This window comes from Clostridioides sp. ZZV14-6150 (assembly GCF_020657875.1).
Taxonomy (GTDB): Bacteria; Bacillota; Clostridia; order Peptostreptococcales; family Peptostreptococcaceae; genus Clostridioides.
The window spans coordinates 26,398-42,243 of record NZ_JAGWDA010000008.1; the positions used below are offsets into that span (position 1 = coordinate 26,398).

Consider the following 15,846-nt stretch of genomic DNA (forward strand, 5'->3'; position numbering starts at 1 on the left):
TTAAACAATTTCATATAATCTAATCGTTATATATATCCAGATACAAACAGGAAGAATCATCTTTTACTTTGAATCTTGGAACCTTAATTGCTTTATAGTCATTATCCTCAAAGTCTCTAACTTTATTATGTATATATCCTATGCCAAATTTTTCTGCTATACGTATCAATTCTTCTTCTTTTATAAGGTTATACCTATCACAAGCACTTGTAAAACCGTCACTTGTTAACATCAATTGAAAATCTTTTTTTATTTCTAAGTATCCGTATATTGAGTTTTCTACAGCATCCTCATCAAAATCCAATATCCAGTATCCATCTTTAGTATTCTTTTTCAATCTATTGCTTACTATTGTATCCATGACACTTGACTTTATCTCATCAAAAGTCATTTCTTCTAAATCAGAAAGCTTACTCATTTCATCAAACACAGAATTATCAAATTTACAAATAGTTCTATCTTTTATGACTTTAGAATCTCCATTTTTAATAAATAAAGAACAATCTCCTAATAAAAAATACTCTACTTTATTTTCATGAAATTTAACAATAGCTATAGAACTTGATGGCAAATCTAATTTTTCCACCTTTATTCCATTTAATTTCATCTCATACTCTTTTTTAATTTCTATTATCCCACTATTGATAATGCTCTTTAATGATTCTTCTCTATTCATATTTTTATATAAATACTTATTCCACCACTGAACATACCATCTTGCATCACTTTCATTTGATATTAAGTTTTTTCCATTGAGCCCTGTCGCACCATCCAAAACCCATGCTCCAAATGGACTTATACCAACTACATCTTCATTAAATTTAGCTGTACCTTGACTACACAATAGGCTATAGTCTCTTATATTTAAAGCCATATCATCCTCCAAATTGAATATCTAAAAATAAAGTTCTATTTAAAATTATACAGCAAATAAAAAAATCTACAACAAAACTCGTTGTAGATTTTTAATTTAATCAGTATTTATTTTATATTTTTTATACTTTAGTGATGGAATAATCTATTTTTAGTAAATGCCATAACTATATTGTACTTATTACAAGTTAATATAACATTATCATCACGAATAGAGCCACCTGGTTGTGCTATAAAACTTACTCCACTTCTTTTAGCACGTTCTATATTGTCTCCAAATGGGAAAAATGCATCAGAACCAAGAGCTACTCCTGTTAAAGTTTTAAGCCATGCTCTTTTACCTTCTCCAGTAAGAGGTTCTGGTTTTTCTTCAAATAAATTCTGCCATATACCATCAGCAAGTACATCCATATAATCATCAGAAAGGTATACATCAATAGTATTATCTCTATCTGGACGACCTATATCTTTTTTAAATTTTAAATTTAATACTTTAGGATGTTGACGAAGATACCAAATATCTGCCTTATTACCTGCAAGTCTAGTGCAGTGAATACGTGATTGTTGTCCTGCACCTACTCCTATTACTTGTCCATCTTTAGCATAGCAAACTGAATTTGACTGTGTATATTTTAATGTGATAAGAGCTATAATTAAATCACGCTTTGCACTATCTGTAAAGATTTTATTATCAGTTGGAATATCTTTTAATAAGTCTTCATTTATTAATATTTCGTTTCTACCTTGTTCAAAAGTGATTCCATAAACATCCTTTGTTTCAATAGGTTCAGGAGTATAATTTTCATCAATTTTTACAATATTGTAATTCCCTTTACGCTTTCCTTTTAATATCTCAAGAGCCTCGTCTGTGTACCCTGGGGCTATTATACCATCAGAAACTTCTCTCGCTATAATAGTCGCAGTCTCTTTATCACACACATCTGAAAGTGCTATAAAATCTCCATAAGAAGACATTCTATCTGCCCCTCTTGCCATTGCATAAGCACAAGCTAATGGAGAAAGCTCTAAATCATCAACAAAGTATATTTGTTTTAAAGTATCTGATAAAGGTATTCCTACTGCTGCACCTGCTGGACTTACATGTTTAAATGAAGTTGCTGCTGGAAGACCAGTAGCCTCTTTCAATTCTTTTACAAGTTGCCAACTATTAAATGCATCCAAAAAATTTATGTATCCAGGCTTTCCATTTAATACTTCTATAGGAAGTTCTCCATTTTTCATATAAATTTTTGATGGTTTTTGGTTTGGATTACAGCCATACTTTAGTTCTAGTTCTTTTGCCATACACTCATCCCTCTCTATAGTAAATTAATCTTGAATTTGATTAATTCCATATTAATTAAATTATTCGTACTAATAAAATTATATGGCATATTTATCCATTAATCAACTATATTTTTTAAAACTCCTATCCCTTCGACTTTACATTCGACTACATCACCATGTTTTAAATATACTTGAGGATTCATTCCCATAGCAACACCTGCTGGAGTTCCAGTTGAAATTATATCTCCTGGCTTTAGAGTCATTCCTCTTGATAAATCACTTATTACAGTAGGTATATCAAATATAAAGTATTCTGTATTAGAATCTTGTCTTACTTCTCCATTTACCACACTACTTATATCTAGTTTTAAAGGATGCTCAAATTCTTCTTTATGTACTATGCAAGGTCCCATAGATGTATGTGTATCTAAACTTTTTCCTCTATACCACTGCACGTGTTTATCTTGAAGTGCTCTTTCACTTATATCATTCATTATTGTATATCCAAATATATATTCATAGGCATCTTCTTTTGATATGTTTATACCTTCTTTTCCTATAATTACTGCAAGTTCTGATTCATAATCCAACTTTTCTACTAAATCTCCATGTAAACTTATCTTATCATCCACTCCAATTGCCTTATCTGCTCTTTTAGAGAAATAAATTGGATAGTCTGGCATAACTACATTTTTTATAACACCATCTGGAATTTCATTGACATGGTCTTTATAGTTTAAACCTAAACATATAATATCTTTTTTAGGTCTTACAATTGGGGAACATAATTTCACTTCTTCTAACTTATAACACTTTGCATTTTCAAATGAATGTTTTTTTATTTTTTCTAAATCTCCAGTAGATACATTTTCAATAAAATCATTCATATCTGTATATAATTTGCTTAATCCCAAACTATTAATTTCATATATACTATTTGTTTCTGAGTTAAATACACCTATATTTTCTTCATTGCCAGTACAGAAAGTTACAAATTTCATTTCTATTCCTCCATTCAATAAGTTGATTAATAATATTTTATTTTTATTAGTTTATATCAATTGTAATAGATAATATATATATGTCAATATATATTTAAAAATAGAGTTCTAAAAAGTATAACAATTCATAAATATCAGAAATTATCAAAAATAAGATAATTAGTAAAAATAATATAATTATAAGAAGATTGTTTTAAAAAACTTTATTTATGCAGATAAATTTTCTATAAAACACAATAAAAAAAGGTACCCTTAATAAAATAAGCATACCTACACTCTTTCAATATTATTATATCCAGCCATTTTATAGTTATAATATTTTTTATTTAGACAAAACCTCTTGGTAAAACCTATTTACTTATAAACTTTCATTAAATCTTCTCCAATACATATATCTCCAGTTCTTAAAATTTCAACTTTATCTATGTCATAAGAATTGGTTATAACTATAGGAGTTATTACAGATTTAACGCTTTTTTTAATTTTTTCTAAATCAAATCTTATAAGTTTTTGCCCACAGTAGACTTTATCTCCTGCATTTACTAATACTTCAAATCCATCTCCATTCATCTTTACAGTATCTAATCCTATATGTATTAGTATCTCCAAATCATCTTCACTCTTTATGCATATAGCATGCTTAGATGGCAAAAATACTTGAATTACCTCCCCATCGACAGGAGAAGATACGACTCCTTCTTGTGGTTCTATAGCAATCCCATCACCTAGCATTTTACTAGAAAAAGCATCATCAGGAACATCAGTTATACTTAATACTTTCCCTGTAAGTGGCGATTGTAATACTCCTTTTATATAATTACTTTTTACTTCTTCATTTTTATTTTTTGAGAATAACTTTTTGAACATATTAAATCTCCTCATTCCAATAATTTAAATTGACTTCTCGTGTTATCTACATTATACACTTTAATTCATAAAATATATTACTTGAAATATACTGTATATATTTATTCCAGTAATAATTATAGTCATATACGAGAACATATATTTAACTCTTTTGTCATCCATATTTTTACTAATCGAGGAACCTATAATTCCTCCTAATACTGCTCCTATTATCATAAAAGGTAATCCAGATAAATCATATATACCAAACCCTGTATTTATGAAAACTGTAACTAACTTTGAAATATTAGAAAATAAAATAGTTATAATGGAATTAAACGCAGCTTCTTTAGCTGATAATCCAAATAATATTGTAAACACAGCCACATTTATAGGACCTCCACCTATTCCTAAAAATGAAGATATAACCCCTAAAAAAATGCCAACAATAAAATATGTAATGTTAGTATTAAACTTAACATTTAAACTTTTATCTTTATATAAATAAACCATTACTAACAAAATAATCATTATAATATTTTGAGTTATTTTTATTATAGAAGGATTATTTACATATGAAATAGATAAATCTAATAACCTTTGACCTATAGTCCCTCCTAATACTGATGCTCCACCAATTAAAATAAGTCTAAAGTTTATTTTAAAAAGTTTTGATTTAATTTGTTTATATACAGAAACAATTGCCATCGATAATACAGTAAATGATGATAACACACTTATTGTCGAAACATCAAATACTCCAATCAAATCTAGCACTGGCTTTATTATTACCCCTCCACCAATACCCGTTATAGCTCCTATAGTTGTTGAAAGTATAGCTATTACAAATAAAATTACATTCATTTAAAATCATCCTAACTAAATTTACTCTGCTCAAAACCCTTTAATTATACATAATTTTTAATCACTTTAACTTAGAATTATAAATACTAAAATTATTTTAGTATTTGATTTTTATATACTAATACTGATATTTTTTCTAGGTCACTAAAAGTAGACATTAAAAATTCTTTATATCCACAGTAATTGTTACTAGAATCAATATACATAGAATTTTTCATTCTTTTGCATCCACTACCACATATTTTGTAAAAATTACAATTTAAACAAATACTTTCTTTCTTTATATCTTTATGCAAAAATTCTTGCATTTTAGATTTTCTTAAAATATCCAATAAAGTGTTATCTTTTATATTACCTAAATTAAAGTTATCTAGTACATAAAAATCACATGGATATACACTTCCATCAGCCTCTATTACAAATTGTGGTTGGCATTTTCCAATTATCCCACAGGTACTAGGAATTCCTGTAATTAAAATGGATATAAGATTATCAAACAAATTAATACTTATATAATTTCCTTTATTGAACTCATTTTTCCAAAGCTTAAATATTATTTTATAAAAGTATGCAAAATATTTAGGTTCTAAAGAGTACTCTGACTTAGTTTTACAGTCTAAATCATCTAAACAAGGGATAAACTGTATATACTTCACATCGTTTGCTTTTATAAAATTAAAAACCTCTTTTGGATTAAGTGCAATCTGATTTGTCAGAACACATAGTATGTTAAAGTCTATTTTGTATATTTCCAGTAGTTTTTTTGTATTTATTACATCTATATAACTTCCCTTATTATTTGAATATACACGATTTTTATTATGTAAATCTTCTAGTAAATCTAATGATAATCCTACTAAAAAATTATTTTTCTTTAAGAACTCACACCATTGATTATCAATAAGAGTTCCATTCGTTTGAATAGAGTAGTTTACTGTTATATTTTTTTCCATTTTACCAACATACTCAATAAAATATTGGAAAAATTTTAATCCCACTAAAGTAGGCTCTCCACCTTGAAAAGCAAATGTAACTCTATCTCCATTATCCAAAATTTCAAATGTATTATTTACTATGTTTTTTACAGTATCCTCCTGCATAATACCATAGGATTTTACTTCTCTTAAATCGCTCACATTTGCATAAAAACAATATTTACATCTCAAATTACATAACGATGAGACTGGTTTAATCAAAACTGATATACTTTTCATTATAAAAAACCTTCTTTTTTATATATTTTTACTTATTTAATGTTTTTTACTTGTTTAATATTTTCTACTTATCAGATAATAGTCTATAATATTCTTCTCTTCCTGGATAAGCTCTACCCTCTTCTATTTCTGTTTTCCATCTACTTGAACCTGTCCCTTTTACAGGTCCTTTTAAAAGTGGGTCATTCGTTTCTAACATCCAATTATCAACTTTCTTTCTCAATTCATTTGCTATGTCTTGATAATCTGAATCATTTATTAGATTATTTTCTTCTAGTGGGTCTTTTCTTAAATCATAAAGTTCTTCTTTATCATTAGGAACATAAAATTTATCTCTAACAGCTTTACCTGATAAACTCAAATGTGAATCAACTGTAATATATACTTTAGGCCCATCTTCAAAATTTCTAACATAGCTATATTCATTAGTCCTTATGCCTCTCATTGGTCTATATTGATCATGCCATGTCATCTCTGTAAAGAATGAGTCTCTACCTATATCTTCATTTGTTTTTAATAAATTGGCAAAACTTTCTCCATCTATATTCTTAGGAATTTCAGCTTCAATTAAATCTAGTATAGTTGGCAATAAATCAACATTACATAATAGTGCTTCTTTTTTCACATTTTTTTGAGAAGAATTAGGTAATAAAATTATAAGCGCTGTCTCTAATCCTGCTTCTTTTAGCATTCCTTTCGCTCCTGGAAATGCAACTCCATGGTCTGTTGTCAGTATAACAATTGTATTTTTATCTAATCCTGTTTCTTGTAATTTATTGTATATTTTGCCTATTGCCTCATCCAGTACTTTTGCTGAACCATTATATAAAGCTATATCTTTTCTTACATCTTCTGTATCAGGTAAAAACTTAAATACTTCTACTTCATCCAATTTATCTGCATAAGGTTCATATTCATCAAAATCTCTATGTGTTTCAAAAAATCCTACACTTAAGTAAAATGGCTTTCCTTGATTTTCTTTATATTCCTCTAAGAATTTAACTACCTCTTTAGCAACCTTAGGAGCTCTATCCCCTGGAACCGCTATAAAATTATCATATCCTAAGTCATAGGTTGAAGAAAATACTCTATCTTTTATTGGTGGTGCTTCATTTATTGTTTCATGGCTTAGCCCTATTAATGTTGTTTCATATCCGTTTTTTTGTAACTCCATAGGAAGTGTTGTATGTTTAGAATCTATACAAAAACCTAGATGTGCAAGTCCCATTAACCCATTATTATGAGGGTATAATCCAGTTAGTATACTTCCTCTACTTGGACTGCATTGAGGTGCTGCACAAAAATAATTATCAAATTGAATTCCTTCTTGAGCTAATTTATTTATACATGGAGTTTCCACATTATATCCATAGTTACTGAATTTTCTACCACTATCATGAGAAATCATAAGTAAAATATTTGGTTTCATTAATACTACCTCTTTCCATTATTTTTTTATATCCTTACTATAAAATGCTACTGTTTCATAAGGTCTTAACTTTAACTTAGGTTCTAAATCTCGCTTTTCATAATTCCCTATCAAATATGTAAGTGATTTGCCTAAAAATTCCTCACTAATCTCAACTTCAACTTCACAATCATAGAAGTTGTTAAATACTATTAATCTTTCATTTTCTAAGCTTCTAACATAAGCATAAACTTTATCATCATCTAGTAAAATTCCCTTATAAGAGCCTTCAGATATAATATTTAATTGCTTTCTTAAAGATATTAACTTTTGATAGAAATTAAAAATTGACCCTTCTTTAAGTTCCTTTTCAACATTTATCTCTTTATAATTTTCTGCTATTTTAATCCATGGCTTTCCATTTGTAAAACCTGAATTTAATTTGTCTGACCACTGCATAGGTGTACGACTATTATCTCTGGATTTGGACTTTATAATATTCATTATTGTTTCTTTTTCGATTTTATTTTTTAAAAATTCATTATACGCGTTATGAGTTTCAACATCTAAATAATCATCTATTTTTTCAAAGTTTGGATTTGTCATACCTATTTCTTCACCTTGATATATATACGGAGTTCCTCTTAATAGATGTATTGTAGCAGCTAACATTTTCGATGCTTCCACTCTATATTCTTCATTACAAAATCTGCTAATAGCTCTTGGTTGGTCATGATTATTCCAAAATAGTGCATTCCATCCACCACCACTTTCAATATTTTCTTGCCATTCATTTAAGAGTTTTTTCAGCATCATAAAGTCAAAAGGTATATCGCTCCATTTTTCTCCATTTTTATAATCTACTTTTAAATGGTGAAAATTAAATGTCATTGAAAGCTCTTTTTCTTCTGGAGAAGAATATAAGATACAATTTTCAATAGTTGTTGAAGACATTTCTCCAACAGTTGTTATGCCCTCAACTCTTCCAAAAGTTTCTTTGTTCATTTCTTTAATAAATTCATGGACAATAGGTTTATCTGTATACATTTCTTTTCCTATATTATTTGTAGAATCGTTCAATTCTTCATCTTTACCAATCACATTTATTACATCAAACCTAAACCCCTTAACACCTTTATCTATCCAAAAATTTACAACTTTATATAATTCTTCTCTAACATTAGGATTACGCCAGTTGAGGTCAGCTTGTGTAACATCATATAAGTGTAAGTAGTACTTATCTGTATTTCCAAATTTTCCCCAAGCATTTCCTCCAAATTTAGATTTCCAATTTGTCGGTAGTTGATTATTTTCTTTGCCCTCTCTAATAAAATAGAAATCTTGATACTTTTTATCTCCTGCCAAAGCTTTTTTAAACCATTCATGTTCTGTTGATGTGTGATTTAAGACCATATCCAGCATCAATTCTATATTATATTTTTTACTTTCATCTACTAACTCTTCAAAATCCTCCATAGTTCCAAACATAGAATCTATTGATGTATAGTCAGCAATATCATATCCATTATCCCTTTGTGGAGAAACAAAAAATGGGTTAATCCAAATTATATCTACACCTAATTTATATAAATAAGGTAATTTCTCTATAATTCCTTTTAAATCTCCTATCCCATCATCATTAGAATCATTAAATGATTTTGGATATATTTGATAAATAACTTTCTTCTTAAAATCCATATGCAAATTTCCCCTTTCATTTTTGTCTAGACAACTTTTATATTTTTATAATAAACCTTTTTTTTGTTAAAATCAATATTTACTCTAAATAAAAAAACATATTCCCTATAATCCTTCCATATTTACTCTTACTTTTTTGATTTTCCAATAATATACAATTTATCTTTTAGCAATTAAATTTTAAAAATATTTAGGATAACGTTGACATAAAAATTTCTCTATGGTATATTATTTTCAAGATTTGTCTATACAACATCGTATTTTAAGAGGGAGGTAATTTTATGAGCACATTAAAAGAAAATACACATCATAAAGAGCAGGTTGAGCAAATCCTTGAAGCAATTGGGGGAGTAGAGAATATAATATCTGCGACACACTGTATTACTAGATTAAGATTTGCTCTAAATTCAGAAAGTAAAGTTAATATAAAGCAATTAGAACAAATAGATATAGTGAAAGGAAGCTTTACCTCAAATGGTCAATTTCAAGTTATTATAGGGCCAGGTCTTGTAAATAAAGTTTATGCTACATTAATAGAAATTACTGGACTTAAAGAAGCAACAAAGGCTGAGGTTAAAGAGATTTCTAATAAAAAATTAAATCCACTTCAAAAAGCTATAAAGGTGTTGGCAGATATATTCATTCCTATATTGCCTGCTATAGTTGCCTCTGGTTTATTGATGGGTATAAATAATCTACTTGCTAACCCAGGAATTTTCTATGAACAACCCTTTTTAGAAGTTCATAGTAATTGGGCTGGTATATCTAATATGATTAATCTTATAGCAAATACTTCTTTTTCATTTTTACCTGCACTAATAGGTTGGTCAGCTGTCAAAAAGTTTGGAGGAAATCCTGTACTTGGTATTGTATTAGGTCTTATTTTAATTAATCCAGATTTAATGCCTGGTGCACAATACTCTAAAACACCTGAAGCTGTTACTTACTGGAATATATTAGGTTTTAATATTGCTAAAATAGGCTATCAAGGACAAGTAATCCCTGTTTTATGTTCTTCTTATCTTTTAGCGACAATCGAAAAGTTCTTAACTAAAAAAATTCCTGAGATGGTTCAGCTTATTTTTGTTGCTCCTCTTACATTGTTAATAACTGGTTTCTTAACATTCTCTATCATAGGACCTATAACAATGTCATTTGCCAATTTAATTACAAGTGGAATTCTTGGATTGTTTGAAATTAATGCAGTACTTGCAGGAGCACTTTTTGGATTCATATTGTCTCCATTAGTTATAACAGGTATGCATCACTTATTCTTAGGTATAAATTTACAAATGATAGGTACTTTAGGATTTGCTACATTATGGCCAATACAAGTTATGGCTAGCCTTGGGCAAGGCGCAGCAGCTTTGACAATGTTTTTTATATTAAAAAATAAAAAAATCAAGGGTGTTGCATTAACAGCTTCAATTTCAGCTTGGTTAGGTATTACTGAACCTGCAATATTTGGTATAAACTTACGTTATCGTTTCCCATTCATAGCATCTATGATAGGTGCAGGTATAGCTGGAGGAGTTGTATCTTACTTTAATGTTAAAGCAAGTTCTATAGGTATATCAGGGTTACCAGCGTTTTTATCTATATTTACAGACCAATGGAGTGTTTACTTCTTAGCAATGGGGCTTTCTATAGCCATTACTTGTATCCTTACATACATATTCTCAAAGAGCAAATACTTTAATAAAGAATTTATAGAAAATTAAATAATATATAGTCTAATAAAAAAAGAGTGTCTAAATATACTGAAATCCAATCATTAGAATTTTGATTCAACAATTGAGGGTACAGTACAAAACAGACACTCTTTTATATAATTAAAGATTTCTTCTTCTTGCAAAATCTACAAATCTAAATGTATCAACTCTATGTCTAGATTCATGATACTGAAATAATCTTGTATCTTCTAAGTAAACTTCACTTCGTATCACTACAACATGTGTATCTGTTCCAATATCTAGCAATATTTTATCTTCTTCTGTAACAGGAGCTACTGTTACTTCTTTATTTGCATAACCTATTTTTAGTTCTAGATTTTTCTCTATATAATTAAATATTGAACTTTGAACTGCTGTTAATGGTATTTCTGGTATTATTTCAGATATAAAGTAATCTTTATCTAAAATAACAGCTTCTCCATTAATCTTTCTAAGTCTTTCAACTGCTATAACCTTAGTTTTTGTGTCTATATCTAGTTTTTTACAAATTTCTAAAGGCATAATCTCCTTTTTATTTTTTAGTACACTTATTTCTGTATCTAAATTTTTATTCTTTTGTAATTCATTGAAACTAATCAACCCTGACCCTTCTATTTCAAATTTATTTATATCTAAAACAATAGCCCCTTTACCTTGTTTTTTTTGTATAAACCCCTTCTCCAATAAAAGCGACTGCGCTTTTCTAATAGTTTCTCTTGATACTCGATATTTTTGAGCAAGCTTTACTTCTGTTGGTAAAAGCTCTCCTACTGCATATACATTATTTCTTATATCTTTCTCTAAATCTAAATATATTTCATAAAATTTCTTCAAGTAAATCACTCTCATTCATAATTAGTTTTAGTTTGTACACTCATCTCATTTTATATAAATATCATATTATGGGCTAAGCTGTCAAATAGTCTTGTTAATCTTTAAAACAATAAATTGCATAAGTAATATAATTAATTTCTTAAAATAATTTCCTACAAAAAAATAAACTCCAAATATTAGAGTTTATTTTATATATATAGCTATCATTCATTACCTTTATATACTTGTTACAAGATAATTATATTATCTAAGTAGATATTATTTATATACTTATTACAAGATAATTATATTATTTAAGTAGATATAATCATATTATCTGTCTAATAAGTATAGTAAACAGACTTCTCAATATTATACAAAAGCTTACATCTTTAAATCTTGACTTAACAATACCAAGTACAATACCAAAAACAGTACCTATAATAATTTTTGAAATAATAACTTCAAATGTATAGTAAGAGTTATTATATAACATTATGTAATTATGTATAACATCTATATATCCTATATTATAAATACCAGATAATATAGATGTTATACATATAACTTTACTCTTTGATTTTATAAAATTGTTTAAATAATTCCATATGTACTCTCTAAAAAATAATTCTTCAAATACTGGAACTATTAATACAGATAAAGTCATCATAGTTACATAAAAAAACATATAGCCTCTATTGTAATAAATTGAGATTACCACTAGAGATAAAGCTACTATAAAAAGTATCAACTTACATCTTTTTATAAGTACATTATCTTTATTTTCATTGAAAGCTTCTGTGATTTTTCTATTTCTCACCTTATTATACAAAGGACTATTTTTTAAAAATAAAATTAATGATAACCCAACTATTGTAAAAGAAATTAAATTTACAATGTTAAAATTTTCAAGGGTAAATTCAAATTGACTTAGAAGTATATAATTTAAAATCATCCTTACTATCTGAACTATGAACATCAATGAAATAGAATCCATTATACATTTTTTATAACTATACTTCATCCCCAATTTAAATCACCCCATGTATATACTAATCGTAAAGTCCATTTAATACTCTACTCACAGTTGCTTTACTCCAACTTGTTTCACTTGAAATTTCTTTATAGCTTAAACCATCTCTTCTCAAGTTTTTTATATTATTTATATCATCATCAGTAATTTGTTTTTCCTTTGGCTTAAGACTATTTTTGTAGCTTCTAAGTCTATCTAATTCTGATTTTAAACTATCTACTTCAAACTGTTTTTTTTGAAGCTTACTCTCATAAGAGTCTCTCATTTCATTAAATTCTTTGATGTAGTTTACTTTCCAATCCTCATCAATCTTTGTTTTAAATATACCCATATTTGAACCTCCTTAAATTTTGTTACTCTAGTTATGTATCGATTATAAACATTAATTTCTATACTTATCTTTAAAATCCTTGTACATAACCCCTATATAAGTTAGTAAAATTCAGATATATTTTTACAATTTTAAATATATATTAACAATATCAAAAAAACATACTGTCTTAATATAATATATTATACATTAAAATTTATTAAAATGAACTTTTTCATAGTCCAAATCAGAGTCACAGTATGATTTTTTTTCTTCATCAGGGTAGCCTATAGAAATTATACATTCTACACTGTACTTATCAGGTATGTTCAGTTCATCTCTAATATATTTATCAGCATCTATACTATCATCATGCATCCTATTTCTTACTTGTATCCAGCAAGAACCTAATCCAAGCTCATGAGATTGAAGTTACTTCTTCTTTTTTTTAGAAATTCAATCATCTAAATCAACCCTTTCATAATAGCATACATCTGGCTTACATCATGCCCCTACTAATACTGAAAATGTATTCTCTAGCCTTTGTATGATAAATACTTTTTATAATATTTTATCATAACAATAGAAAGATTTCTCTTTTCCTAGGAAACTCATTTCACCAATTTTGATAAATCCACATTTTATAAGCAATGAATTCATCTTTGAGTTTATTGAATATGTATCACTCTTTAAATATGATACATCGTTTTCTTTAGCTAATTCTTCAGCAAAATCAACTAGTTTAGATGCAATTCCCATCTTTCTAAAACTTGGATTTACTGCCATTCTATGTACTACCATAGCCTTCTCATTAGACGACCAATTTAAATCTATGTATTCTTTAGGTTCATCATAATTAATACATATAAATCCTGCTATCTTTCCATCTACTTCTTCTACATATAAATCTTGTTTCTCAATATCAGAAACAAAGTCTTTATCTGATGGATAGTTTTCATCCCATTGTGTATTATTATAGCCTTTCATTTCCTCTACTGTTGATTTTATAATTCCCATGATACTATCTAAATCATTTATATTTGCTTTTCTAATCATAAAAATATCTCCTTATATTCATATATTAATTTACTACCTTTTTACTTTAAACCATTCTTCTTCTATATTTTTTCTCATTTTCTCTAGTATATTGTTTGCTGTTTGCTTCTCTTCATCTGTAAGATTATTAAAACAGATTTCTATACTTCTATTTTCTTCTTCAATTATTAACTCATATACTTCTAAAGATTTATTAGTTGGAGTTAAATTGTATCCTCTTTTATCAAACTCATCTTGCTTTTTATCCACATATCCTGCTTTTATTAACTTCTGTATAGCTTTGGTTGTAGTAGCCTTATCTACTTTTAACACATTTGATAATTCTACAAGGTTTATACCAGGATTTTCACAAATTCGTGTTAAAAAAGTAAATTGCCCTTTTTGTAACTTTAATTCTTTGTACTTCATATCATTTATTGAATTTACTGCTCTAGATAAAGTACCAACTTCTCTTAATATATTACTGTCTAAAGTTTTAATCAAATACACCTCCAATCAATACCTCTAAGTTTAAAATATATTTAGTTGAATTTTCAACTATATTTGTATATTACCATATATTGGTTGAATATTCAACTAAAAAAATAACTTTTTTACATTTATTTTTATTCATATTTTTGAATGGATGCTTATAAATATATAATTACAGAGCTAAAAAAAGAGCTGTTAATTGTCCCATATACAATTAACAGCTCTTTTTAGGCTTACATCATATTATTACTATAAATAACAACTAAATATATTTACATACCTCATCTGCAAATTCAGTAGTTGAAGCTGAACCACCTAAATCTACAGTTAATTTACTTCCATCAAGAAATACTTTTTCTAAAGCTGTTTCTATCTTTTGTGCATTTTCATATTCCCCTAGGTATCTAAGCATCATTACTGACGATTGAATAAGAGCTGTTGGATTAGCTTTATTTTGCCCAGCTATTTGTGGAGCACTTCCATGAACAGCTTCAAATATAGCACAATCTTTACCAATATTTGCACTTGGAATTATACCTAAGCCTCCAACAAGACCAGCTCCCAAATCAGATAGTATGTCTCCATAAAGATTTGGCATTACCATTACATCGTAGTTTTCTGGATTTAAAACTAAGTTCATAGCTGCTGCATCTACAATTAAATCATCATACTCGACACCATGTTTTGATGCTACTTCTCTAAATACATCTAAAAACAAGCCATCAGACATTTTCATTATGTTTGCTTTATGTATAGCTGTAACTTTTTTTCTCTTGTTATCTTTAACATAGTTACATGCAAAGTCAACAATTCTCTCACTTGCACCTCTTGTTATTATCTTTATACTTTCAGCTGCATAATCACCTATCTTATGTTCTATACCAGCATATAAGTCTTCTGTATTTTCTCTTACTACCACTAAATCAACATCTTCATATCTTGACTTTATACCTTTAAAACTCTTAATTGGTCTTAAGTTAACATATAAATCTAATGCTTGTCTTAAAGTTACATTTACACTTCTAAATCCTTTCCCTACAGGAGTAGTGATTGGACCTTTTATAGCTATTTTGTTCTTTTTTATACTATCTATAATATATTGAGGAAGTGGAGTTCCATATTCTTCAATAACTGCTTCTCCTGCATTAACTTCTTCCCATTCTATCTCTACCCCAGTAGCTTCTACAACCTTTTTCATAGCTTTCGCAACTTCTGGTCCTATTCCATCTCCTGGTATAAGTGTCACTTTATACATTAATA

Annotated in this window: 15 protein-coding genes and 1 pseudogene; 1 reads left to right on the plus strand and 15 read right to left on the minus strand. The window is 27.8% G+C overall.

Going from position 1 to position 15,846, the window contains the following annotated elements:
• Positions 1–19: 19 nt before the first annotated feature.
• From KGF41_RS10720 to treC, 8 genes are all read right to left on the minus strand, one after another.
• On the minus strand, positions 20–874 hold the full coding sequence (locus tag KGF41_RS10720) for a hypothetical protein (RefSeq protein ID WP_227830143.1): 855 nt from the start codon (positions 872–874) through the stop codon (positions 20–22).
• 128 nt (positions 875–1,002) lie between these two features.
• Positions 1,003–2,178, minus strand: a complete 1,176-nt coding sequence (locus KGF41_RS10725) for a phosphoribosylaminoimidazolecarboxamide formyltransferase (protein WP_227843008.1) — start codon at positions 2,176–2,178, stop codon at positions 1,003–1,005.
• Positions 2,179–2,276: 98 nt separating this feature from the next.
• Positions 2,277–3,161 (minus strand): fumarylacetoacetate hydrolase family protein, encoded by an 885-nt coding sequence (locus tag KGF41_RS10730; protein ID WP_227840107.1) that lies wholly within the window; start codon positions 3,159–3,161, stop codon positions 2,277–2,279.
• Between the two features lie 354 nt (positions 3,162–3,515).
• Complete coding sequence (locus tag KGF41_RS10735; RefSeq protein WP_227843009.1) at positions 3,516–4,028, minus strand: PTS glucose transporter subunit IIA; 513 nt, start codon at positions 4,026–4,028, stop codon at positions 3,516–3,518.
• A 60-nt stretch (positions 4,029–4,088) separates the two neighbouring features.
• Positions 4,089–4,871: a sulfite exporter TauE/SafE family protein gene (locus tag KGF41_RS10740; protein ID WP_227840108.1), complete on the minus strand. Its 783-nt coding sequence runs from the start codon at positions 4,869–4,871 to the stop codon at positions 4,089–4,091.
• 92 nt (positions 4,872–4,963) lie between these two features.
• Positions 4,964–6,085, minus strand: coding sequence for a radical SAM/SPASM domain-containing protein (locus KGF41_RS10745; protein WP_227843010.1), 1,122 nt, complete (start codon positions 6,083–6,085; stop codon positions 4,964–4,966).
• Positions 6,086–6,149: 64 nt separating this feature from the next.
• Positions 6,150–7,514, minus strand: a complete 1,365-nt coding sequence (locus tag KGF41_RS10750; RefSeq protein ID WP_227843011.1) for a sulfatase — start codon at positions 7,512–7,514, stop codon at positions 6,150–6,152.
• An 18-nt stretch (positions 7,515–7,532) separates the two neighbouring features.
• Positions 7,533–9,191 (minus strand): alpha,alpha-phosphotrehalase, encoded by a 1,659-nt coding sequence (gene treC, locus KGF41_RS10755; RefSeq protein WP_227843012.1) that lies wholly within the window; start codon positions 9,189–9,191, stop codon positions 7,533–7,535.
• Positions 9,192–9,472: 281 nt separating this feature from the next.
• On the opposite strand from treC, the gene treB reads away from it, so the two are divergent.
• Positions 9,473–10,912, plus strand: coding sequence for a PTS trehalose transporter subunit IIBC (gene treB / locus KGF41_RS10760; RefSeq protein WP_227830135.1), 1,440 nt, complete (start codon positions 9,473–9,475; stop codon positions 10,910–10,912).
• Between the two features lie 111 nt (positions 10,913–11,023).
• Here the strand turns inward: treB and treR are convergent, their stop codons facing one another.
• From treR to KGF41_RS10795, 7 genes and pseudogenes are all read right to left on the minus strand, one after another.
• Positions 11,024–11,737, minus strand: coding sequence for a trehalose operon repressor (gene treR, locus KGF41_RS10765; RefSeq protein WP_227830134.1), 714 nt, complete (start codon positions 11,735–11,737; stop codon positions 11,024–11,026).
• 307 nt (positions 11,738–12,044) lie between these two features.
• On the minus strand, positions 12,045–12,740 hold the full coding sequence (locus tag KGF41_RS10770) for a CPBP family intramembrane glutamic endopeptidase (protein ID WP_227830133.1): 696 nt from the start codon (positions 12,738–12,740) through the stop codon (positions 12,045–12,047).
• A 28-nt stretch (positions 12,741–12,768) separates the two neighbouring features.
• Positions 12,769–13,080 (minus strand): helix-turn-helix domain-containing protein, encoded by a 312-nt coding sequence (locus KGF41_RS10775; RefSeq protein ID WP_227433351.1) that lies wholly within the window; start codon positions 13,078–13,080, stop codon positions 12,769–12,771.
• Positions 13,081–13,269: 189 nt separating this feature from the next.
• Positions 13,270–13,476, minus strand: a pseudogene (locus KGF41_RS10780) (NAD(P)H nitroreductase); the annotation flags it as partial.
• A 144-nt stretch (positions 13,477–13,620) separates the two neighbouring features.
• Complete coding sequence (locus KGF41_RS10785) at positions 13,621–14,115, minus strand: GNAT family N-acetyltransferase (RefSeq protein ID WP_227843014.1); 495 nt, start codon at positions 14,113–14,115, stop codon at positions 13,621–13,623.
• A gap of 33 nt (positions 14,116–14,148) precedes the next feature.
• Positions 14,149–14,598, minus strand: a complete 450-nt coding sequence (locus KGF41_RS10790; RefSeq protein ID WP_227830131.1) for a MarR family winged helix-turn-helix transcriptional regulator — start codon at positions 14,596–14,598, stop codon at positions 14,149–14,151.
• A 250-nt stretch (positions 14,599–14,848) separates the two neighbouring features.
• Positions 14,849–15,841 (minus strand): isocitrate/isopropylmalate dehydrogenase family protein, encoded by a 993-nt coding sequence (locus KGF41_RS10795; protein ID WP_227482972.1) that lies wholly within the window; start codon positions 15,839–15,841, stop codon positions 14,849–14,851.
• Between the last annotated feature and the right edge of the window lie 5 nt (positions 15,842–15,846).